This window comes from Leifsonella bigeumensis (assembly GCF_039537265.1).
In the GTDB taxonomy this organism is placed as follows: Bacteria; Actinomycetota; Actinomycetes; order Actinomycetales; family Microbacteriaceae; genus Terrimesophilobacter; species Terrimesophilobacter bigeumensis.
On sequence record NZ_BAABAE010000005.1, the window covers coordinates 1 to 20,930 of the forward strand.

Annotated in this window: 16 protein-coding genes; 15 read left to right on the forward strand and 1 reads right to left on the reverse strand. The window is 68.9% G+C overall.

The features are described 5' to 3' along the window. The 4 genes from ABD678_RS13360 to ABD678_RS13375 form a co-directional block, all read left to right on the forward strand. Positions 1-1,079: HNH endonuclease signature motif containing protein (locus ABD678_RS13360; protein WP_344757596.1), on the forward strand; the 1,079-nt coding region annotated here is incomplete at its 5' end. A 113-nt stretch (positions 1,080-1,192) separates the two neighbouring features. After that, entirely contained in the window at positions 1,193-1,762 is a 570-nt protein-coding gene (locus tag ABD678_RS13365) for a TetR/AcrR family transcriptional regulator (RefSeq protein ID WP_344757597.1), read from the forward strand. Between the two features lie 4 nt (positions 1,763-1,766). Then, the gene (locus ABD678_RS13370) at positions 1,767-4,805 is read left to right on the forward strand and encodes an MMPL family transporter (RefSeq protein WP_344757598.1); all 3,039 of its coding nucleotides are present in this window, start codon (positions 1,767-1,769) and stop codon (positions 4,803-4,805) included. After that, positions 4,802-6,679: a YhgE/Pip family protein gene (locus ABD678_RS13375; protein ID WP_344757599.1), complete on the forward strand. Its 1,878-nt coding sequence runs from the start codon at positions 4,802-4,804 to the stop codon at positions 6,677-6,679. Before ABD678_RS13370 ends, ABD678_RS13375 begins: the two co-directional genes overlap by 4 nt. Positions 6,680-6,744: 65 nt before the next feature. Here ABD678_RS13375 and ABD678_RS13380 read toward each other — a convergent pair whose 3' ends face one another. Next, complete coding sequence (locus ABD678_RS13380) at positions 6,745-7,635, reverse strand: sugar phosphate isomerase/epimerase family protein (RefSeq protein WP_344757600.1); 891 nt, start codon at positions 7,633-7,635, stop codon at positions 6,745-6,747. A 176-nt stretch (positions 7,636-7,811) separates the two neighbouring features. On the opposite strand from ABD678_RS13380, the gene ABD678_RS13385 reads away from it, so the two are divergent. From ABD678_RS13385 to ilvN, 11 genes are all read left to right on the forward strand, one after another. Further along, positions 7,812-9,347 carry an alpha,alpha-trehalose-phosphate synthase (UDP-forming) gene (locus ABD678_RS13385; RefSeq protein ID WP_344757601.1) on the forward strand — a complete coding sequence of 512 codons (1,536 nt, stop codon included), beginning with the start codon at positions 7,812-7,814 and terminating at the stop codon, positions 9,345-9,347. Then, on the forward strand, positions 9,344-10,180 hold the full coding sequence (gene otsB / locus ABD678_RS13390) for a trehalose-phosphatase (protein ID WP_344757602.1): 837 nt from the start codon (positions 9,344-9,346) through the stop codon (positions 10,178-10,180). The genes ABD678_RS13385 and otsB overlap by 4 nt, the downstream gene beginning before the upstream one ends. 88 nt (positions 10,181-10,268) lie before the next feature. Next, entirely contained in the window at positions 10,269-13,226 is a 2,958-nt protein-coding gene (locus ABD678_RS13395) for a Na+/H+ antiporter subunit A (protein ID WP_344757603.1), read from the forward strand. Then, entirely contained in the window at positions 13,223-13,831 is a 609-nt protein-coding gene (locus ABD678_RS13400) for a Na(+)/H(+) antiporter subunit C (protein ID WP_344757604.1), read from the forward strand. Before ABD678_RS13395 ends, ABD678_RS13400 begins: the two co-directional genes overlap by 4 nt. Beyond that, the gene (locus ABD678_RS13405; RefSeq protein ID WP_344757605.1) at positions 13,828-15,384 is read left to right on the forward strand and encodes a Na+/H+ antiporter subunit D; all 1,557 of its coding nucleotides are present in this window, start codon (positions 13,828-13,830) and stop codon (positions 15,382-15,384) included. The genes ABD678_RS13400 and ABD678_RS13405 overlap by 4 nt, the downstream gene beginning before the upstream one ends. Next, complete coding sequence (locus ABD678_RS13410; RefSeq protein ID WP_344757606.1) at positions 15,381-16,046, forward strand: Na+/H+ antiporter subunit E; 666 nt, start codon at positions 15,381-15,383, stop codon at positions 16,044-16,046. Before ABD678_RS13405 ends, ABD678_RS13410 begins: the two co-directional genes overlap by 4 nt. Further along, complete coding sequence (locus tag ABD678_RS13415; RefSeq protein WP_344757607.1) at positions 16,043-16,309, forward strand: monovalent cation/H+ antiporter complex subunit F; 267 nt, start codon at positions 16,043-16,045, stop codon at positions 16,307-16,309. Before ABD678_RS13410 ends, ABD678_RS13415 begins: the two co-directional genes overlap by 4 nt. Next, positions 16,306-16,689: a monovalent cation/H(+) antiporter subunit G gene (gene mnhG / locus ABD678_RS13420; protein ID WP_344757608.1), complete on the forward strand. Its 384-nt coding sequence runs from the start codon at positions 16,306-16,308 to the stop codon at positions 16,687-16,689. Before ABD678_RS13415 ends, mnhG begins: the two co-directional genes overlap by 4 nt. A gap of 73 nt (positions 16,690-16,762) precedes the next feature. Then, on the forward strand, positions 16,763-18,457 hold the full coding sequence (gene ilvD, locus ABD678_RS13425) for a dihydroxy-acid dehydratase (protein WP_344757609.1): 1,695 nt from the start codon (positions 16,763-16,765) through the stop codon (positions 18,455-18,457). A 63-nt stretch (positions 18,458-18,520) separates the two neighbouring features. Next, positions 18,521-20,356, forward strand: a complete 1,836-nt coding sequence (locus ABD678_RS13430; RefSeq protein WP_344757610.1) for an acetolactate synthase large subunit — start codon at positions 18,521-18,523, stop codon at positions 20,354-20,356. A gap of 2 nt (positions 20,357-20,358) precedes the next feature. Then, entirely contained in the window at positions 20,359-20,865 is a 507-nt protein-coding gene (gene ilvN, locus ABD678_RS13435; RefSeq protein WP_344757611.1) for an acetolactate synthase small subunit, read from the forward strand. Positions 20,866-20,930 lie beyond the last annotated feature (65 nt).

Genomic DNA, 20,930 nt, shown 5'->3' on the forward strand with positions numbered 1-20,930 from the left:
TCTGCCAAGCCATCACCCGCGGGACCCTCAGCATCGACAGCGCCGACGCCCTCCGACGCGGACTCGGCAAGCCCACCGAGACCATCGCCGGGGAAATGCTCAGCGACGTGGCCGAGCGGCTCATCCGGGAGAAATCAGACCTCAGCGCCGACCGGCTGTACAAGGCGGCGCGGGTCGAGCGGGAACTCATCGACCTCGATGGCATCCAGGCCAGGCAGCAGGAACTCTACGACCGAGGCGGGTTGAAACTGTTTCCGCAACCCGACGGCATGTGGCGACTGAGCGGCCAGGTCGACCCGGAATCGGCGGCCATCCTGACGACGGCGCTCGACCCCTACACGAGCCCGCGGCGCGGTGGTCCGCGCTTTACGAGACCCGACGACATCGCTCGAGCGAAGGCCATCATCGACGACCCGCGCACGACCGAGCGCCTGACGCTCGACGGACTCCTCGAACTCGTGAAGCTCGGGGCAGGCGTCGACCCTCAGAAGATGCAGCCGAAACTGCGCACGCTCGTCAAGATCGTCACCACTGTCGATACTGCGTGCAGCGATACTGCTGACGATGCCGACGATGCCGACGATGCTGCCGACGGTGCCGGCGACGCGGAGTCGGCGGGCGGATTCGGTGTGATCGAGGGTAATGGCGAGGTGGTATCAGCCGCGACGATTCAGCGCATCCTGTGCGACGGCGACGCGATCGAACTGACCCTTGATCGCAACGGCACGCCGCTCGACCTCGGGCGAACGAGCCGGCTCTACGATCGCCGCCAGCGCGAAGCGCTCGCGGTGCGCGACGGCGGATGTCTTTGGCCCGGCTGCGACCGGCCACCCGCCTTCACCGAAGCGCATCACACGAAACAGTGGAAACGCGACCGCGGGCGAACGGATGTCGACGACGGAGTGCTGCTGTGCCGGTTCCATCACCTGCAACTGCACAACAACCACTGGGAGATCGAGCGGCGCGGATCCGCATTCTGGCTCATTCCGCCTCCCACGGTCGACCCGGCGCAGGCACCCATACTGCTGCAGACCAAGAGCACACTCATCGAGCATCTTCGAAGAAGCGCTGCCGGCTGACGCTGCCACCAACTGCGACGGAGGGCGTCCCGGGGCAGTCGACACCTGAGAATTCACCCTAAAACTGACCGATCGGACAGTTTCTGACCGATCGGTCAGCTAGCGTTGATCACATGTCCACCAGTGCAGAAGACCTGCGCACGATCGCGCTCGAAGAGTTCGCCACAGCAGGCTACGCAGCCACCTCGCTCCATCGCATTGCCGACCTCGCCGGTCTCTCCAAGTCGAGCGTCCTCTACCACTACGCCTCGAAAGACGCTCTGCTCGAAGCCGCCGTGGCGCCGGCGATCGAACAGATCAGCAGGATCCTCGAAACCCTGGCGACCCGGCCCGTCACGAAGGAGAGCCGCAACGAATTCATCATCGAGTTCGTCGACTTCCTGCTCGCCCACCGACTCGAAGTGCACCTCTTCATCAATCAGGGCCCCTCCCTGGTGGATGTCCCTGTCGTCGATCGCGCCAACGAGCTCGTCCAGCGCCTCGCAGAGTTCTTCGCTTCCGCCGCACCGACGACCGAGCACCGGATGCGATTCGGCGTCGCCCTCGGCGGTGCCGCCTACATGCTCGTCGCGCAGCACGCCATGGGCTTCGAGTCCGCCCCGGAGGACGAGACACGAAGCGCACTCGTGACGATCCTCAGCGAGCTTCTCGCCTCCGTACCCGTTCCAGCACACCAGGAGTAACGACGTGGCGACCCTTCTCTACCGGCTCGGCCGGTTCTCCTTCCGGCGCCCCTGGCGGGTGATCGCCACCTGGCTCGTGCTCCTCGTCGCGATCCTCGGCGGTGGTATCGCCCTCGGCGGGCAGAGCCAGGAATCGTTCGCGATTCCCGGTACCGAGTCTCAGCAGGCACTCGATCGGCTGGAAGCAGTCTTCCCCGAGGTCGCCGGTGCGGGTGCCGAGGCAGTGTTCGTCGCCCCGGATGGGAACGACATCACTGGCCCCGCCTACGAGAAAGCGATCGACCGGATGGCGACGGACATCCGCGCCATCCCCGGCATCAACTCTGTGACCACCCCCTTCGACGAGTATGCGGGCAAGCAGCTGAGCGACGACGGGTCGATGGCGATCACGCGCATCCAGTTCGACGGCGCGTCGACCGAGGTGACCGATGCGATGCTCCACGAGCTCACGGCGACCGCCTCGATCGCCGAAGATGCCGGCCTGCGCGTCGAGTTCGGCGGTCAGGTCTTCCAGGAGACGAGCTTCGGAATCACCGTCACCGAGGTCTTCGGCGTGGTGTTCGCCGGGATCGTGCTCCTCGTGACCTTCGGCTCGCTGCTCGCCGCCGGGATGCCGCTGCTCAGCGCCCTCATCGGGGTCGGGATCGTGATCGGCGGGATCACCACGGCATCCGCGTTCACGACGATTTCGAGCTCGGCGCCACTGCTGGCGCTCATGATCGGGCTCGCGGTCGGCATCGACTACACGCTCTTCATCCTGTCGCGGCATCGCAATCAGCTCGCGGCGGGGGAGGGTCTCGAAGAGTCCGCGGCGAAAGCGGTCGGCACCGCGGGGAGTGCGGTCGTCTTCGCGGGAGTGACCGTCATCATCGCCCTGCTCGGGCTGCTCGTCGTCGGTATACCGTTCCTGAGCGTCATGGGCATCGGGGCCGCGTTCGCCGTGCTCATCGCCATCGGCGTCGCGACGACACTCCTGCCGGCCATGCTCGGTGTCGCCGGTGAGCGCCTGCGTCCGAAGCCGGGCTCCCGTGCCGCGCGTCGGGCCCTCGCGCTCGCGGAAGGCGGGATCGTGCCCGACGGCGACACCGAGGCTTCTGCGGGCGCTGGGACCACAACACGCCGACGTGGTGGCAGCATGGGCTTGCGATGGGTGACCGCCGTGCTGCGGCATCCGATCCTCGCCTCGGTCGGTGTCGTCGGACTGCTCGGGGTGCTCGCGATCCCGGCCCTCGACCTGCAACTGAGCCTGCCCGACGGCGGTTCGGAGCCGGCCGCCTCCACCCAGCGGCAGGCCTACGACCTCGTGAGCGAAGGCTTCGGCGCCGGCTACAACGGTCCGCTCATCGTTGCGGTCGACATCACCCAGACGACCGACATCGTCGACGATCTCGACGGCATCGCGGACCGACTGCGGAGCCTTGACGACGTCGCGTGGGTCAGCCAGGGGCTTCCGGATGCCGGCCTCGACACCGCGATCATCCAGGTCGTGCCGGGCAGCGCCCCCGAGGCGGAGCAGACGAAGCAACTCGTACAGGCGATCCGCGACCTCGCCCCCGCGATCGAGGATGAGTACGGCACAGCGGTATGGGTTACCGGGACGACCGCCGTCGGCATCGACATCTCGAGCCGGCTGAGCGCAGCTCTCGTTCCGTTCGGCCTTGTCGTGGTGGGGCTCTCGATCGTGCTGCTCATGATGGTGTTCCGGTCGGTGCTCGTTCCGGTCAAGGCCGCACTCGGCTTCCTGCTCTCCGTGGTCGCCGCATTCGGCGTCACGGTCGCGGTGTTCCAATGGGGCTGGCTGGGCGACCTCGTACAGCTCGAACGCGCTGGGCCGATCCTCAGCTTCATGCCGATCATCCTCATGGCGGTGCTCTTCGGCCTCGCCATGGATTACGAGGTCTTCCTCGTCTCGGGGATGCGCGAGGAGTTCGTCCACGGCAGACGTCGCGGCGACGGCGACGCGAGGGCCGCGATCCCGCGCGGTTTCGCGAACGGCGCGCGCGTCGTGACCGCAGCAGCACTCATCATGTTCTTCGTCTTCTTCGCGTTCGTTCCGGAAGGCTCCGGCATGATCAAGCCCATCGCCCTCGGGCTCGCCACGGGGATAGCCTTCGATGCGTTCCTCGTGCGGATGACACTCGGCCCGGCGCTCATGGCGCTCATGGGAAGGGCGGCGTGGTGGATGCCGGCCTGGCTCGGCAGGGTCCTCCCCGATGTCGACATCGAGGGTGAGAGCCTGCGCGCGCACATCACCGCGGACGCCTGGGCGCGCAAACAGCGAGGCATGGCGATCACGGCGGAAGGGCTCGTCGCGGGTACCGCCTCGTCGAGGGTCGGGCCGATCGGTATCGCGGTCCCCGAGGGCTCTGTGCTGCTCGTCAACGGCCCGGCCGCCGATCGCCGGATGCTCGCCGCGACGCTCGCGGGGCGACTCGGGATAGTCGGCGGCCGGGCGCAGGTGGCGGGGCATCCTCTGCCCTCCGAGGTCGACCGCGTCGCCCGTCGCGTGGCGATGATCGACGTGGGCGGAGCAGATCGTTCCGCAGGGGACTCCGCCGCCTGGGCCGATCCGACCTGGCGCGAGCTCGTGGAGGAGCGGCTCCGTGTGACACTGCCCTGGTACCGGAGCTGGATCACCGGTCGCGCCACCGCGGAGTGGATGCGGCGGGTGTCGGCCGTTTCGCCGATCGCACCGGATGCCGGACTTCGCACCGTACCCCGTCTCGAGCGGGCGATCGCGCTCGCGAGCGTGGCACTCGCCGAGTCGCCGGCGGTCGTCATGCTCGACGCATCCGAGTACCTTCCGGGCCCGGAGGAGGAACAGGCGTTCCTCGACGCCGTGGCGACCATCGCCCGGGCCGACACCACGATCGTCGTCGGTTCGACCGAGCCGCTTGCGGTGGCAGCCGTCGCTGGCCGCGCGGTCGTCCGACTCGACCTCGACAGGGACCAGGCGACCGCATCGCCAGCCGGGCCCACGGCATCCGACAGCACGGCAATCGACAGCATCGCATCCGACAGCACGGGAGGCAGTTACTCATGAGCACGATGACACCCGAAACCGTGACGGGCGGCGGTGGACGACGTGGCCGAGGGCTTGGGGGCTCCCGGTGGCTGGGGATCGCCGCGGTGGTGCTCGTACCGCTCGCGTTCGCGGGGCTCTTCGTCGGCGCGCTCTCGCAGGCCGACACCGCGCTCGACCGCATTCCGGCCGCGATCGTCAACAACGACACCCTCGTCTACACGACCGCCGAGGACGGCACCCGGAGCCCGATGTTCGCCGGCCGCCAGCTGGTGACCGAACTCACCGGCGGTTCGGCTGGATTCGACTGGCTCGTCACGAATGAGGCCGGCGCGAAGGCGGCGCTCGCCAAGGGCGACGTGTACGCGGTGCTCACGATCCCGGATGACTTCTCCCGCTCGATCCTGTCGCTCAGCTCGAGCGACCCCACGCGTGCCGACCTCGGTATCACCACAGACGACGCGCACAGTTACCTCACGGGTGCTCTCGCGCAGTCGGTCGGCGAGTCGATGGCGAACACCTTCGGTACCGCGATCACGGCGCAGTACATCGAGGGCGTCTACTCGAGCGTCGGGCGACTGGGCGCGTCGCTCGGCGACGCAGCGGGCGGGGCCGAGGCGCTGTCGGGCGGTGCATCCGACCTGAGCAGTGGACTGTCGGCGCTGGCGGATGGAGTGGCGTCCGCGCACGGAGGCGCCGAGGACTTCGCCGCAGGGATGCGCGCGTACACCGGTGGCGTGGACGGGCTGAGCGCCGGTCTCACCCGATTGAAGGCCGGCTCGGCCGGGCTCGGCGGAATCGGTACCGGCGTCGCGAACTTCACCGGATCGGTCTCGGCGATCGCCGCGCAACTCGCCGTGGCGAACGCGGACCTGCAGGCCGACCCGGACGACGCCACCGCTCTCGCGACGGTGAATGCGCTGAGTGCGCAGTTGAGCGCGGCGGCATCCGGTGGTGCGACCCTTTCGGCCCGGACGACCGGGGCGATCAGCGGGGTGAGTGCGGGTATCGCCGAGAGCGCTGCTGGTGCGGCGAGGATCGCTTCGGGCTCTGCCGACCTGAGGTCGGGGGCGGAGTCGCTCGCGGCCGGGCTCGGCAGCCTGACCGGGGGAGCGTCGAAGGCCTCCGCGGGGGCCGGGTCTCTCGCCGAGGGTGCTACAGAGCTCGCCGACGGCCTCGCGGCCGGCGCGGCGCAGCTGCCGGCCGCGGATGGCGACGCCGCTGCGGTGTCGGCCGAGGTGGCCGCCGACCCGGTCTCGCTCACCGTCACCCGGGACAACGAGGTGTCGGGGATCGGCCAGTCCATCTCGACGTTCTTCATTCCGCTCGGCCTCTGGGTCGGGGCCCTCGCGGTGTTTCTCGTGCTGCGCCCGGTCAACCGCAGGGAGCTGGCCTCCACCGCCGGGAACGGTCGGCTGGTCTTCGACGCGCTGGCCCGGGCCGGGGCGGTCACGGCCGCCCAGGCACTGTTGCTCGTCGCGCTCCTGCACACGGTCGTCGGGGTGAGCTGGACTGCGCTGCCGGCGACCCTCGGGTTCTCGCTGCTCATGGCCATCGCCTTCACGGCGTTCCACCACCTGCTCACGATCGGTCTGGGTCGCGGCGGTCTCGTCGTCTCGCTCTTCGTGCTCGCGGTGCAGGTGACGGCGACCGGTGGACTGTATCCCGTGCAGTTGCTCGCGACGCCGTTCCAGTGGGTGAGTCCACTGCTGCCGCTCACCTATGGGATGTCCGGGATGCAGGGGATCATCGCCGGCGGTGCGCCCGGTCAGGTGCTGGGCGCGGCGTTCGTGCTCGCGCTGTTCGGCATCGGGAGCGTGCTCGTGGGACTCTTCGCGATCCGGCGGACGCGCCGGGCATGGGCGCTCGGGCTCGTACCGGTGAGTGTCGGCTGAGGTTCCCGGCAGGTTCCCCGAGGAGGCCCGGAGGGGTCGCCCGGAGGGGGTCGGCCGGAGGGCGGTCAGTCGGAGGAGCGCAACGCCGCGAGCGCGCGGCGCCCCGCACGGCGAATCGCGCCGACCGCATCGGCGGGGCGCGGATGCCAGAAATGCTTCCTTCGCTCGGTGCCGAGGTGGGCCTGCGCGAACGCCAGGGTCTCCCGCAGCAGCTCGAGCCTGGCATCCTCTGTGCGCGCCTTGCGGGTGTTCACCTCCGCGACGACAGAACCGTGCCAGTCCTGACCCACGAGGTATTCGAGCACCTCGGCGACGGGTTCGTTCCCGCGTCCGGGCAGCAGGTGCTCGTCGAAGATGCGCCCTTCGTCCATCGAGCCGGAACCGTCGCACAGGTGCACGTGCCGCAGCCTCGAACCCATGGCCATCGCGAGCTCGAGCGAGTCGCGGCCGGAGAGGGAAGCGTGCGAGAAGTCGAGGGTCATGGCGTCGCAGTCCATGGTGGTCGGGTCCGAGCCTGGCGCGTAGGCCTTGAGGTTCTGCCGCGCGAGCTTCCAGGGGAACATGTTCTCGACGGCGATCTCGACGCCGTAGGTGCCTGCGGTCTCACGCACGATCCGCAGGAAGTCGCGCGCGTACTGCGCCTGCCAGCGGAACGGCGGATGCACGACGACGGTCGACGCGCCGACCGAGCGCGCCAGTTCGGCGGAGCGCTCGAGCTTGACGCGTGGGTCGCGCCCCCAGACGAAGTGGGTGAGCAGCAGGACGGGGGCGTGGATGGCCAGGATGGGCAGTTCGTACCGGTCGGAGAGTTCGAGCAGGGCACGCGCATCCTGAGTCACCTCGTCGTTGGTGACCATGACCTCGACACCGTCGAAACCCGCGAGCCTGGCCAGCCGGAAGGCGTTCTCGGTGGGCAGCGGGTAGACCGCCGATGTGCTCATTCCGATCCTGATCATCGGTTCCAGTGTACGGGGCCGCCCGGATCGGGGCGCAGGCGCGGCCAGCTGCGGGCCTCAGGCGCCCTCGCACGCGGGCTCCGGGTTCCCCGGGTGCAGTTCCGGGCCCGCTGGTAGCCTTGGTGGATGCCGTCGTGGGGGTTCCCCGGCGTGCAACAGGACGGAAGCACCCTCGAATGACGACGCGCCCGGATGCGGAGGAACGGTTCTACGACTTCGTCGTCGTCTCCAACCGTCTCCCGGTCGACAGCGTCGTCGGCGGCGACGGCCGTCAGCGCTGGACGCAGTCGCCCGGCGGACTCGTCGCCGCGCTCGAGCCGGTCATGCAGTCGCGCGACGGGGCGTGGGTGGGCTGGCCGGGCCAGGCCGACCTCGATCTGGAGCCTTTCGACACCGACGGAATGCACCTCGTGCCGGTGCCCCTCAGCGCGCTCGAGGTGGAGCACTACTACGAGGGCTTCTCGAACGACACCCTGTGGCCGCTCTACCACGATGTCATCGCCGCCCCGTCGTTCCACCGTGAGTGGTGGGACACCTATCGGCTCGTGAACACCCGGTTCGCCGACCGCACCGCCGAGGTGGCGGCTCAGGGCGGACTCGTCTGGGTGCAGGACTACCAGCTGCAGCTCGTCCCGAAGCTGCTGCGCGAGCTCCGCCCCGACCTCACGATCGGGTTCTTCGACCACATCCCGTTCCCGCCGTACGGACTGTTCTCGCAGCTGCCCTGGCGCACGCAGGTGGTCGAAGGGCTGCTGGGGGCGGATGTCGTCGGTTTCCAGCGGGACGCCGATGCCGGCAACTTCCAGCAGGCGGTGCGCCGCCTCAAGGGGTACGCGACGAAGGGATCGCACATCGAGGTTCCCCTCGTAGACACGTCGCCGGGGGTGCGGGTGTACGGGCCGATCAAGCGGGGGCAGGCCTCCCGCACCGTCATCGCGAAGAAGTTCCCGATCTCGATCGACGCCGCCTTCTACCGGGAGGCGGCGGCGCGGCCGGACATCCGGGCGAGGGCGAGACAGATCCGCGGCGACCTCGGCAACCCGAAGACGATCATGCTCGGCGTCGACCGGCTCGACTACACCAAGGGCATCCGGCATCGTCTGGAGGCCTACGGCGAGCTGCTCGCCGAGGGCAGGGTCAACCCCGAGGAGGTCATCCTGGTGCAGGTGGCGAGCCCGAGCCGGGAGCGGGTGCTCAGCTACATGCAGTTGCGCGACGAGATCGAGCTCACGGTCGGGCGCATCAACGGCGACTATTCGGAGATCGGGCACCAGGCGATCAGCTACCACCACCAGAACTACCCGCGCGACGAGATGGTCGCCCTCTACCTCGCGGCGGACGTCATGCTCGTGACGGCCCTGCGCGACGGGATGAACCTCGTGGCGAAAGAATATGTCGCCTCGCGCTTCGACAGTGACGGGGTGCTGGTGCTCTCCGAGTTCGCCGGCGCCTCCGACGAGCTCACCCGCGCCGTACTCGTCAACCCGCACGACATCGACGGGCTCAAGGATGCCATCATGGCGGCCATCGAGCTACCGGCACGCGAGCGCGAGTCGCGGATGCGATACCTGCGCAAACGCGTCTTCGAGAACGATGTGGAGAAATGGTCGAGCGGGTTCCTGCACGTGCTGGTGCATCACCATGCGATCGTCGCGAGTGCGAGTGCGAGTGCGAGTGCAGGTGCGGGTGCGGACTCGAGTTCCGAGGCATGAGCGACAGCAGTGCCGAGCCGGCAAGCCCATCGCCACAGGATCCCGGGTCGGGTCTCGAGCCCGGATTGCGTGCCGACCTCCAGCGCATCGCAGGCGCCCCCGCCCTGCTCGTCGCGCTCGACTTCGACGGGACGCTCGCACCGACGGTCGACGACCCGGATGCCGCCCGCGCGCTGCCGGCGGCCCGTGCGGCCGTCGTGGCTCTCGCCGGGCTGCCCGCGACCCGCGTCGCGGTGGTCTCCGGCCGTGCGATCGCGAGCCTGGAGCGGGTTGCCCAGCTGCCGTCGGAACTGCTGCTCGTCGGCTCGCACGGGGCGGAGCTGCGCATCGACGGCGAGGAGTCCGGCCCCGACCTCTCAGCAGAGGACCTCGATCTGCTCGGTCGTCTCTACGGGGCCGTCGCCGGGGTCGCCACGCGGTATCCGGGCGTGCGCGTCGAGGAGAAGCCCGCCGGCTGCGGGCTCCACACGCGGACGGCATCGCCGGAGGATGCCGCGGCCGTAAGGAGAGAGGCGCTCGCCGCGGTCAGGTCCCTGGCCGGCGGCGAGGGCATCGCCGAGCGCTATGGCAAGGACATCCTGGAGTTCACGGTGCGCACGGCCGACAAGGGAACGGCGCTCCAGGTCCTTCGCGACCGCACCGCAGCATCCGCCGTGCTGTTCGTGGGCGACGACGTGACGGATGAGGACGGCTTCGCGGTGCTCGCCGGAGACGACCTCGGTGTAAAGGTCGGAGCCGGGGATACCAGGGCGACCCGGCGGGTCGATGACCCGGAGGCCGTGGCGGAACTGCTCGGCCTGCTCGTGCGATACCGAGAGCGGATCGCCCCATAGCCCCGGTAGAATCGTGCTGCGGATGAACACAACTTCGGGGTAATTCCATGCGCCGAGCGCCTGCCGCACTGACGCTCTGGGAGGAATCGTGCTCGCATTCCTCATCGTGTTCGCCCTGGCCCCCCTCGTCGTACCTCCGCTGACCCGCTGGCTCGGCCGAAGGATCTTCGTCGGGCTCGCATTCATTCCCGCCGCGGCATTCGTCTTCACGCTCACGCAGACCCCAGCGATCCTGGCCGGCTCGCCGCCCGCCGAGGTCATTCCTTGGATTCCCCAGCTCGCGGTGAGCCTCGCGGTGCGCGTCGACACGCTGTCCTGGCTGCTCGCCCTCGTCGTCACCGGCATCGGGGCGCTCGTGCTCCTCTACTGCGCGTGGTATTTCACGGATGCCGAGGAGGGCCTCGGCCGTTTCGCAGCCGTGCTGCTCGCCTTCACCGGCACGATGTACGGACTCGTGATCTCCGACGACGTATTCCTGCTGTTCGTGTTCTGGGAGGCGACGAGCGTCTTCTCCTACCTGCTCATCGGTCATTACACCGGCCGGCGCGCGAGCCGGGGCGCCGCGCTGCAGGCCCTCATCGTGACGACGGCGGGCGGCCTGGCGATGCTCGTCGGCCTCGTCATGCTCTCGGTGCCTGCCGGGACCTCCCGTGTCTCCGAGCTCGTGGCGATGGCGCAGGATGGCCGGCTCGACCTCGGCGCGCCTCTCGTGGTCGCCGCCGTGATCCTCATTCTGGTCGGCGCGCTCAGCAAGTCGGCGATCATCCCGTTCCACTTCTGGCTGCCCGCGGCGATGGCGGCGCCGACCCCGGTGAGCGCCTACCTGCACGCGGCGGCGATGGTGCAGGCCGGGATCTACCTCGTGGCGCGCCTGGCGCCAGGGTTCTCGGCGACACCGGGGTGGCATCCGCTGCTGCTCGGGCTCGGCCTGGCCACGATGCTCGTCGGCGGATGGCGTGCCCTCCGCCAGCACGACCTCAAGCTCCTTCTCGCGCACGGCACGGTGAGCCAGCTCGGCTTCCTCATCGTCGTCACGGGTTTCGGCACGCGCACGGCAGCGCTCGCCGGGGTCGCACTCCTGCTCGCGCACGCGCTCTTCAAGGCCGCGCTCTTCCTCGTCGTCGGGATCATCGACCACCGGGCCGGAACGCGCGACCTGCGCAAGCTCTCCGGGCTCGGCCGCGAGGCGCCGGTGCTCACGATCGTCGGTGCGCTTGCCGTGCTCTCGATGGCCGGTGTGCCGTTCACGGCCGGGTTCGTCGCCAAGGAGACCGTGTTGAGCGCGTTCCTGGATGCGGCACAGGGTGGAGCGGGAGCCGCAGCGGGTTCTGCTCCCGGTGCTGTGGCCGGCTGGATCGTCCTCGTCGGCATCGCCCTCGGCTCGACCCTCACGGTCGCCTACAGCGCGCGGTTCCTGTGGGGCGCCTTCGCCCGCAAGAGTGGTGTCGAGAAGGTCCGCCCGGTGCACGAGAGTGTGTCGTTCCTCGCCTCGCCCGCAGTCCTCGCGGTCGCCGGGATCGTGCTGGCCCCGCTGTTCCGGCTCGTGGGAGACCTGCTCGCCGGCTACCCGGCGCTCTTCCCGCCGGATGCGCGCGATTATCACCTCGCCCTCTGGCACGGCTTCGATGCAGCGCTCCTCGTCTCGGCGCTCACACTCCTCGCCGGGCTCGCCCTGTTCTGGGCCCGCGTCCCCGTCGCGGCGGCCCAGGCGAAACTGCCTCCCGTCGTCAACGCGAGCGAGCTCTACGGCAAGACGATGCGCGGACTCGACCGGCTCGCCGCCCGGGTGACCTCGACGACGCAGCGCGGCTCGCTCCCGTTCTATCTCGGCGTCATCCTGCTCACCCTCGTCGGCTCGGTGGGGACGACGCTCGTGCTCAACCGCACCTGGCCTGCCGAGTGGCGGCTCTGGGACAGCCCGGCACAACTCGCGATCGGGGGAATCATGGCGGTCGCCGCCGTCGCGCTGACGAGGGCCGACAAGCGCTTCGCCGCAGCACTCCTCGTCGGTGTCACGGGCTACGGGATGGCGGCGCTCTTCGCCTTCCACGGCGCCCCGGACCTCGCCCTCACCCAGGTGCTCGTCGAGACCGTCACGCTCATCGCTTTCGTGCTCGTGCTGCGCAGGCTCCCGGCCCGGCTCGGCCAGACCCATGGCACGGCGCACCGGGCGGTTCGCGCGATCGTGAGCGTGAGCCTCGGGCTCATGATGGCGGCCGTCGCGATCGTCGCCCTCGGCGCTCGCACCGCCCTGCCGATCTCACTCGACCTGCCCGACCTCGCGTACGAGGTGGGGCACGGCAGCAACGTCGTCAACGTCGTGCTCGTCGACGTACGCGGCTGGGACACCCTCGGGGAGCTCTCGGTGCTCATCGCCGCGGCGACCGGCGTTGCGAGTCTCGTGTTCCTGCGCAGCCGCACCGACAACCTGCCCCGGGTCCCGGATGCCGTGGGGCGCAGCCTGCGCTCCCGCCTCCGCCCGGTGCGCGAGACCGTCGCCGCGGAGTACGTGCCGGGCGTGCAGGACCCGTCGATCCGCAACGCCTGGCTGCTCGCCGGGCTCAAGCTCGCACCGGAGAATCGCTCCATCCTGCTCGAGGTCGTCGTCCGGCTCCTCTTCCACGCCGTCGTGGTCGTCTCGGTGTTCATCCTGTTCACCGGGCACAATTCGCCCGGCGGCGGGTTCGCGGGCGGCCTCGTCGCCGGACTCGCGCTCGCCGGGCGCTACCTCGCCGGAGGCCGCTACGAGCTCGGGGCGGCCGCCCCGGTGGATGCCGGGCGCCTCCTCGGCGTCGGCCTGCTGCTGGCCGCCGGTACCGCGACCGCTCCGCTGCTCTTCGGCGCGAATGCCCTCACCTCGACGTGGTTCGAGGCGACGGTACCCGTTCTCGGCCACCTCGAGTTCACGACATCCACCATCTTCGACATCGGGGTGTACCTCGTCGTCATCGGCATGGTGCTCGACGTGCTGAGGAGCCTCGGCGCCGAGGTCGACCGCCAGCAGGAGGACGCGAGCGAAGAACTCGAAGAGGGGAGCACGATATGAGCGTCTCCCTCGTGCTCGTCGCCGTCATGGCGGTGCTCTATGCCGGCGGCGTCTACCTGCTCCTGGAGCGCAGCATGACGCGCGTGCTGCTCGGGTTCCTGCTCGTCGGCAACGCGACCAACCTGCTCATCCTCGTGGTCTCCGGCCGCGCGGGTGCCGCCCCGTTCCACGGCGAGACTGAGCCGCTCGCCGACCCGCTCCCGCAGGCCTTCGTGCTCACCTCGATCGTCATCACCTTCGGGGTCTCCGCCTTCCTCATGGCGCTCATCTACCGCTCGTGGCGGCTCGCCCACGCGGATGTCGTCGAGGACGACACCGAGGACGTCGCCGTCGGCCGCCGCGACGTCTCGGTCGCGGCGGAACCGGAGCTCGCGAGCGACGACACCGAGTTCGGAACGCGGGCGACCGCCGCCGTCTCCACCGCGGTCGACCTCGAGGAACTGGAACGGGCGGAAGAGGTGGCGCGCCTCGAGGAGTTGCGCAGGCTGGATGAGCTGCGCCGGCTCGAGGAGGAATCGCTCGAGGGTGCCGACAGCGCCGATAGCGGCGACCGCGGTGGCAAGGGCGCCGAGGGCCGTGGCGACGAGGGTGGTGGACTGCCGTGAATATCCTCGTCCCGTTGGTCGTCCTGCTGCCGCTGCTCGGCGCGGCCGTCGCGCTCACCCAGGCGAAGCATCCGAGAGTCCAGACCCTCATCGCGGTCGGCGTGCTGGTGGCCGTTCTCGCCATCGGCGTCATCCTGCTGTTCGCCGTCGACGCCGACGGTGCGATCGCGGTCGCGATCGGCGGCTGGGACGCCCCCATCGGCATCGTGCTCGTCGTCGACCGGCTCGCCGCACTGCTCCTCGTCGTGTCGGCCGCCGTCCTGCTGTCGGTGCTCGTGTTCTCGGTCGGGCAAGGGCTCGCCGACGGCGACCGGGAGACCCCGGTGTCGATCTACTACCCGACCTACCTCATCCTCGCGACGGGCGTCTTCAACGCCTTCCTCGCCGGGGACCTGTTCAACCTGTACGTGAGCTTCGAGATCCTGCTCGTGGCGAGCTATGTGCTCATCACCGTCGGCGGTACGGAGCTTCGCATCCGCGCGGGCATCACCTACATCGTGGTGAGCCTCGTCTCCTCGATCATCTTCCTCGCGGCGATCGCCATGATCTACGCCGCGGTCGGCACGGTGAACATCGCCCAGCTCGCGATTCGGCTGGGGGAGTTGCCGCACGACATCCAGCTCGTGCTGCACGTCATGCTGCTCGTCGCCTTCGGTATCAAAGCGGCTGTCTTCCCGCTGTCGTTCTGGCTGCCCGACTCCTACCCGACCGCACCTGCGCCGGTCACCGCCGTCTTCGCCGGCCTCCTCACCAAGGTGGGCGTGTACGCGATCATGCGCACCGAGATGATCATGTTCCCCGGCGACGAGCTCGGCATACCCATCATGATCGTCGCCGCGCTCACCATGATCGTCGGCATCCTCGGCGCCGTCGCGCAGGCGGACGTCAAGAGGCTCCTCTCCTTCACCCTCGTGAGTCACATCGGCTACATGCTGTTCGGAATCGGGCTCGGCACGGCGGCTGGGCTCTCCGCCGCGACCTACTATGTCATCCACCACATCACGGTGCAGACGACGCTCTTCCTCGGGGTGGGGCTCGTCGAACGCCAGGGCGGCACGACCTCCATCAACCGGCTCGGCGGGATGCTCAAGGCCTCCCCGCTCATCGGCGTGCTCGTCTTCATCCCCATGCTGAGTCTCGGCGGCATCCCGCCGTTCTCCGGGTTCCTCGGCAAGCTCGCGCTGTTCGAAGCGGGGGCCCAGGACGGCTCGATCCTCGCCTGGGTGCTCATCGCATCCGGTGCGCTCGTCTCGCTGCTCACGCTGTACGCGCTCACCCGGGCCTGGAACATGACGTTCTGGCGTGACGCGGACGAGGTGGCCGACTACGACAATCCGCTTCCGGTACTCAGCCACGTGGGAGTCATGACCGAGGTGCGGTCGGCGCGCAGCATCCCGCGCATCATGGTCGGGGCGACGGCGGCCATGGTCGCGCTGAGTGTCGCGCTCACGGTGTTCGCCGGGCCGCTCTACGACGTGAGCTCGCGTGCGGGCGACAACATCGACGGCCCCGAGTACTACATCACCCTCGTCGTCACGGGGGAGTCGGAATGAGCGCAGGGAAGGAGATCGTGCCGAAGAAGACCGTGCCGGAGAAGACCGCGCTGGAGAAGACTGCGCCGGGGGAGAAGGACAACGAGCTGGGGGCCGACAGCCGCGAGGTGCGCCAGCGCCTGTGGCAGCAGCTGCCGCTGCTCGTCGCGCTCGTCGTGCTGTGGATGGTGCTCTGGGGGCAGTTCACCTGGCTGAGCCTCGCCACCGGGATCGTGGTCGCCATCGTCGTCACTCGCGTCTTCTACCTGCCGGCGATCGAGCTCTCCGGGCGGGTCAACCCGTGGTACGTGCTCGTGTTCCTCGCCCACTTCTTCCTCGACGTCGCGATCGCCTCCTTCCAGGTGGCGTTCCAGGCGCTCTGGCCGAAACCCATCCCACACTCCTCGGTCATCGGCATCCAGCTGCGCACGCGGTCGGACCTCGTGATGACGCTCGACGCGATCGCGATGTCGCTCGTGCCGGGCTCGCTCGTCGTCGAGGCCGACCGGGAACGCTCCGTCCTGTACCTGCACACCTTCGCGACCGAGACGCAGGAGGATGTCGAGGCGATGCGCAGGAAAGTGCTCGTCGTCGAAGCGCGCATCGTGCGGGCGATCGGGTCGAAGGCCGATCTCGAGCGCATCCGCGCCGCCGATCCGGCGAACCGGGGGGCCGGCTCATGACCGAGTGGGTGTTCCTCGTCGTCGGGGTGCTGCTGACCGCCGCGGCCGTCATGGCGCTGTATCGGATCGCGCGGGGGCCGTCGATCCTCGACCGGATGATCGCCTCCGACATGCTGCTCACGACCATCATCTGCGCCATGGGCGCCGAGATGGTCTACAACGGGCACACGCGCAACCTCACGGCGATGCTCGTGCTCGCCGCGGCGGCGTTCCTCGGCGCGGTCGTGGTCGCGCGCTACGTGTCGAGAAGGGGGAGCAAGTGAACCTCGACCTCGTGCTCGACATCCTCACCGGGATCTGCCTCGTACTCGGCGCGTTCCTGTCGTTCGCGGCCGGTGTCGGCCTCCTGCGGTTCCCGGATGCGATCGCGCGCATGCACGCGACGACCAAACCGCAGATCCTCGGGCTCATCTTCATCCTCGGGGCGATCGCCCTGCAGGAGCGGCGCTGGACGACCGTGCTCGTCCTCCTCGCGATCCTGCTGTTCCAGATGATGACCGCGCCGATCTCCGCGCACATGGTGGGTCGCGCAGGCTACCGCACCGGAGTCGTCGCGCCGGGGTCGCTGCTCGTCGACGAGCTCGAGCGGGCGGTCGAGGAGGCGCAGCGCGAGCGCGGTGAGGACGACGCTCCGCCACCGTGACCCGTTCGCCGCGAGTAGTAGGACGACCAAGCACCGAAGAACCCGAATGCGGGGAAGTTCTAGACTCGGGTGCATGCCTGAGCATGATCTGAAGCCCCGCTCGCGTGTCGTCACCGACGGGATCGAAGCCATGACCTCGCGCGGGATGCTCCGCGCGGTCGGCATGGGCGACGCCGACTGGGACAAGCCGCAGATCGGCATCGCGAGTTCGTGGAACGAGATCACCCCCTGCAATCTGAGCCTCGACCGGCTCGCCCAGGCCTCCAAGGAGGGCGTGCACTCCGGCGGCGGCTACCCGCTGCAGTTCGGCACGATCTCGGTCTCCGACGGCATCTCGATGGGCCACGAGGGCATGCACTTCTCGCTCGTCTCCCGCGAGGTCATCGCCGACTCGGTCGAGACCGTCATGATGGCCGAGCGCCTCGACGGCTCCGTGCTGCTGGCCGGATGCGACAAGTCGCTCCCCGGGATGCTCATGGCCGCAGCCCGCCTCGACCTGGCCTCGGTGTTCCTCTACGCCGGGTCCATCGCGCCCGGCTGGGTCAAGCTCTCCGACGGCACCGAGAAGGACGTCACGATCATCGACTCCTTCGAAGCCGTCGGCGCGGTCAAGGCCGGCACGATGTCCGCCATCGACGCCCACCGCATCGAGTGCGCGATCGCGCCGGGCGAGGGAGCCTGCGGCGGCATGTACACCGCGAACACCATGGCGAGCGTCGCCGAGGCCCTCGGGATGAGCCTTCCCGGGTCCGCCGCCCCGCCCGCAGCCGATCGCCGCCGCGACTACTTCGCGCACCGTTCCGGTGAAGCCGTCGTCAACATGCTGCGTCTGGGCATCACGACCCGCGACATCCTCACCAAGAAGGCGTTCGAGAACGCGATCGCCGTCGCCATGGCCTTCGGCGGCTCGACCAACGTCGTCCTGCACCTGCTCGCGATCGCCCGCGAGGCGGATGTCGAGCTCACCCTCGACGATTTCAACCGCATCGGGGACAAGACCCCCCACATCGGCGACCTCAAGCCCTTCGGCAAGTACGTCATGAACGACGTCGACCGGCACGGCGGTGTTCCCGTCGTCATGAAGGCGCTCCTGGATGCCGGGCTCATCCACGGCGACGCCCTCACCGTCACCGGAAAGACCGTCGCGGAGAACCTCGCCGAGCTCGACCCGCTGCCGCTCGACGGCGAGGTGCTGCGGACGCTCGACAATCCCATCCATGCGACGGGCGGCCTCACCATCCTGCACGGGTCGTTCGCTCCGGAGGGCGCCGTCGTCAAGACCGCGGGCTTCGACCTCGATGTCTTCGAAGGCCCCGCGCGCGTCTTCGAGCGCGAGCGCGCGGCCATGGACGCCCTCACCGAGGGGAAGATCGCCAAGGGCGACGTCGTCATCATCCGGTACGAAGGGCCCAAGGGCGGGCCGGGGATGCGCGAGATGCTCGCCATCACGGCAGCCATCAAGGGCGCAGGGCTCGGCAAAGATGTATTACTCTTGACGGACGGCAGATTCTCAGGCGGCACAACCGGCCTGTGCATCGGCCACATAGCTCCCGAAGCGGTGGACGCAGGTCCCATCGCCTTCGTGCGCGATGGTGATCTGATACGGGTCGATATCGCAGCTCGCTCCCTCGATCTACTGGTCGAGCCTGAAGAGCTCGAAGCTCGCCGCACCGGCTGGGCTCCGCTTCCTCCGCGCTACACCCGTGGCGTTCTCGCAAAGTATTCGAAGCTCGTGCACTCAGCAGCTGAGGGCGCGATCACCGGATAGCGGCGCGCCTTCGTTCTCGCCCACGGCGGACGACCGGACAGACAACCACAAAGGACACACCCCATGCCCACGGAATCGAAACCCGTGCCCCCCGCGGCCAGGTCCGCTACGCCGCTCCTGCCGCCGAAGAAGACACCGGCTGCCACCGCCAAGCCGGAAGTCCTCACCGGCTCCGGCGCGATCCTCCGTTCGCTCGAGAAGCTCGGCGTCAAGGATGTCTTCGGGCTGCCCGGCGGCGCCATCATGCCGTTCTACGACGAGCTCATGTCCTCGACGACGATCCGCCACATCCTCGTCCGTCACGAGCAGGGCGCCGGCCACGCAGCAGAAGGCTACGCCTCCTCGACCGGCAGGGTCGGCGTGGCGATCGCGACGAGCGGACCCGGCGCCACCAACCTCGTGACGGCGATCGCGGACGCCCACATGGACTCCGTGCCGCTGCTCGCGATCACCGGCCAGGTGTTCTCCACCTCGATGGGAACGGACGCGTTCCAGGAGGTCGACATCGTCGGCATCACCATGCCGATCACCAAGCACTCCTTCCTCGTCACGCGCCCAGAGGATGTTCCGGCCACGATCGCGGCCGCGTACCACATCGCCACAACCGGTCGGCCAGGCCCCGTGCTCGTCGACGTGACGAAGGATGCGCAGCAGAACAGCGCGCCGTTCATCTGGCCGCCGGCGGTCGACCTTCCCGGCTACCGCGCGGTGACCAAAGCGCACGGGAAGCAGATCCAGGCAGCGGCGAAACTGCTCGCCGAGGCGAAGCGACCGGTGTTCTACGTGGGTGGGGGTGTCATCCGCGCCGAGGCGTCGAAGGAGCTCTTCGCGCTCGCCGAGAAGACCGGCGTCCCCGTCGTCACGACGCTCATGGCCCGCGGCGCCTTCCCCGACTCGCACAAGCAGCACCTGGGCATGCCGGGGATGCACGGCACGGTGCCCGCGGTGCTCGCGCTGCAGGAATCCGACCTGCTCATCTCGCTGGGCGCCCGTTTCGACGACCGGGTCACCGGCAAGCCGAGCGAGTTCGCGCCGGATGCGACCGTCGTGCACGTCGACATCGACCCGGCTGAGATCTCCAAGATCCGGGTCGCAGATGTTCCCATCGTCGGCGATGCCAAAGATGTCATCGCCGATCTCACCGAGGCCTACACCGAGGCGGTCAGGAAGACGAAACCGGACATCGCCGCCTGGTGGGCGCGTCTCGAGGAGCTCAAGACGCGTTTCCCGCTCGGCTACGACGACCCGGATGACGGGCTGCTCTCCCCGCAGTACGTCATCGAGCGCATCGGCGCCATCACCGGCCCGGAGGCGATCTATGCCGCGGGCGTCGGCCAGCACCAGATGTGGGCCGCCCAGTTCATCAAGTACGAGCGGCCGAACGCCTGGCTGAACTCGGGCGGCGCCGGCACCATGGGCTACGGCGTCCCCGCCGCGATGGGGGCGAAGGTCGCCAACCCCGACCGCACGGTGTGGGCGATCGACGGCGACGGATGCTTCCAGATGACCAACCAGGAGCTCGCCACCTGCACGATCAACAACATCCCGATCAAGGTCGCGATCATCAACAACTCCTCGCTCGGCATGGTGCGGCAGTGGCAGACCCTGTTCTACAACGGCCGCCACGCCTTCACCGACCTGAACACCGGCGCGGACACCGTCATGATCCCCGACTTCGTGAAGCTGGCCGAGGCGTACGGCGCGCTCGGCATCCGGGTCACGAAGCAGGAAGAGGTGGATGCGGCCATCAAGCTCGCCAATACGACCAACGACCGGCCCGTCGTCATCGACTTCATCGTGAGCGCGGACGCCATGGTGTGGCCGATGGTCCCGCAGGGGGTCGGGAACTCGAGCGTGCAGTACGCGCGCGACAAGGCGCCGGAATGGGAGGAGGAGTAGCCATGAGCCACGTCCTGTCGCTGCTCGTCGAAGACAAGCCCGGCCTGCTCACGCGCGTCGCCGGCCTGTTCGCCCGCCGCGGGTTCAACATCGAGTCGCTCGCGGTCGGCAAGAGCGAGATCCCAGGGCTCTCCCGCATCACCGTCGTGGTGGATGTCGAGCAGGGCCCGCTCGAGCAGGTCACGAAGCAGCTCAACAAGCTCGTCAACGTGATCAAGATCGTGGAACTCGACCCGACCCAGACCGTCGAGCGGGAGCACCTGCTCATCAAGGTCAAGGTCGACAACACGACGCGCAGCCAGATCCTCGAGGCGACGAACCTGTTCCGCGCGCGGATCGTGGACGTCGCGACGGATGCCCTCGTGATCGAGGTCACCGGCGACACCGCCAAGACGCAGGCGCTGCTGCGCGTGCTCGAGCCCTACGGGATCAAGGAGATCGCCCAGTCGGGCCTCCTCGCGATCGGGCGCGGGTCGAAGAGCATCACCGAGCGCGTCTACAAGAACTAGCAGTTCCCCCTCCCCGGTCGAGTCCAGCACTCTCCGGTCGAGCCCGTCGAGACCCACCAACCGAA

Bases quoted from the DNA above. Each gene is read 5' to 3' on its own strand.
- ABD678_RS13365 (WP_344757597.1), top strand. From the start codon at position 1,193: ATGTCCACCAGTGCAGAAGACCTGCGCACGATCGCGCTCGAAGAGTTC.
- ABD678_RS13375 (WP_344757599.1), top strand. From the start codon at position 4,802: ATGAGCACGATGACACCCGAAACCGTGACGGGCGGCGGTGGACGACGT.
- ABD678_RS13380 (WP_344757600.1), bottom strand. From the start codon at position 7,635: ATGATCAGGATCGGAATGAGCACATCGGCGGTCTACCCGCTGCCCACC.
- ABD678_RS13385 (WP_344757601.1), top strand. From the start codon at position 7,812: ATGACGACGCGCCCGGATGCGGAGGAACGGTTCTACGACTTCGTCGTC.
- otsB (WP_344757602.1), top strand. From the start codon at position 9,344: ATGAGCGACAGCAGTGCCGAGCCGGCAAGCCCATCGCCACAGGATCCC.
- ABD678_RS13400 (WP_344757604.1), top strand. From the start codon at position 13,223: ATGAGCGTCTCCCTCGTGCTCGTCGCCGTCATGGCGGTGCTCTATGCC.
- ABD678_RS13410 (WP_344757606.1), top strand. From the start codon at position 15,381: ATGAGCGCAGGGAAGGAGATCGTGCCGAAGAAGACCGTGCCGGAGAAG.
- ABD678_RS13415 (WP_344757607.1), top strand. From the start codon at position 16,043: ATGACCGAGTGGGTGTTCCTCGTCGTCGGGGTGCTGCTGACCGCCGCG.
- ilvD (WP_344757609.1), top strand. From the start codon at position 16,763: ATGCCTGAGCATGATCTGAAGCCCCGCTCGCGTGTCGTCACCGACGGG.
- ABD678_RS13430 (WP_344757610.1), top strand. From the start codon at position 18,521: ATGCCCACGGAATCGAAACCCGTGCCCCCCGCGGCCAGGTCCGCTACG.
- ilvN (WP_344757611.1), top strand. From the start codon at position 20,359: ATGAGCCACGTCCTGTCGCTGCTCGTCGAAGACAAGCCCGGCCTGCTC.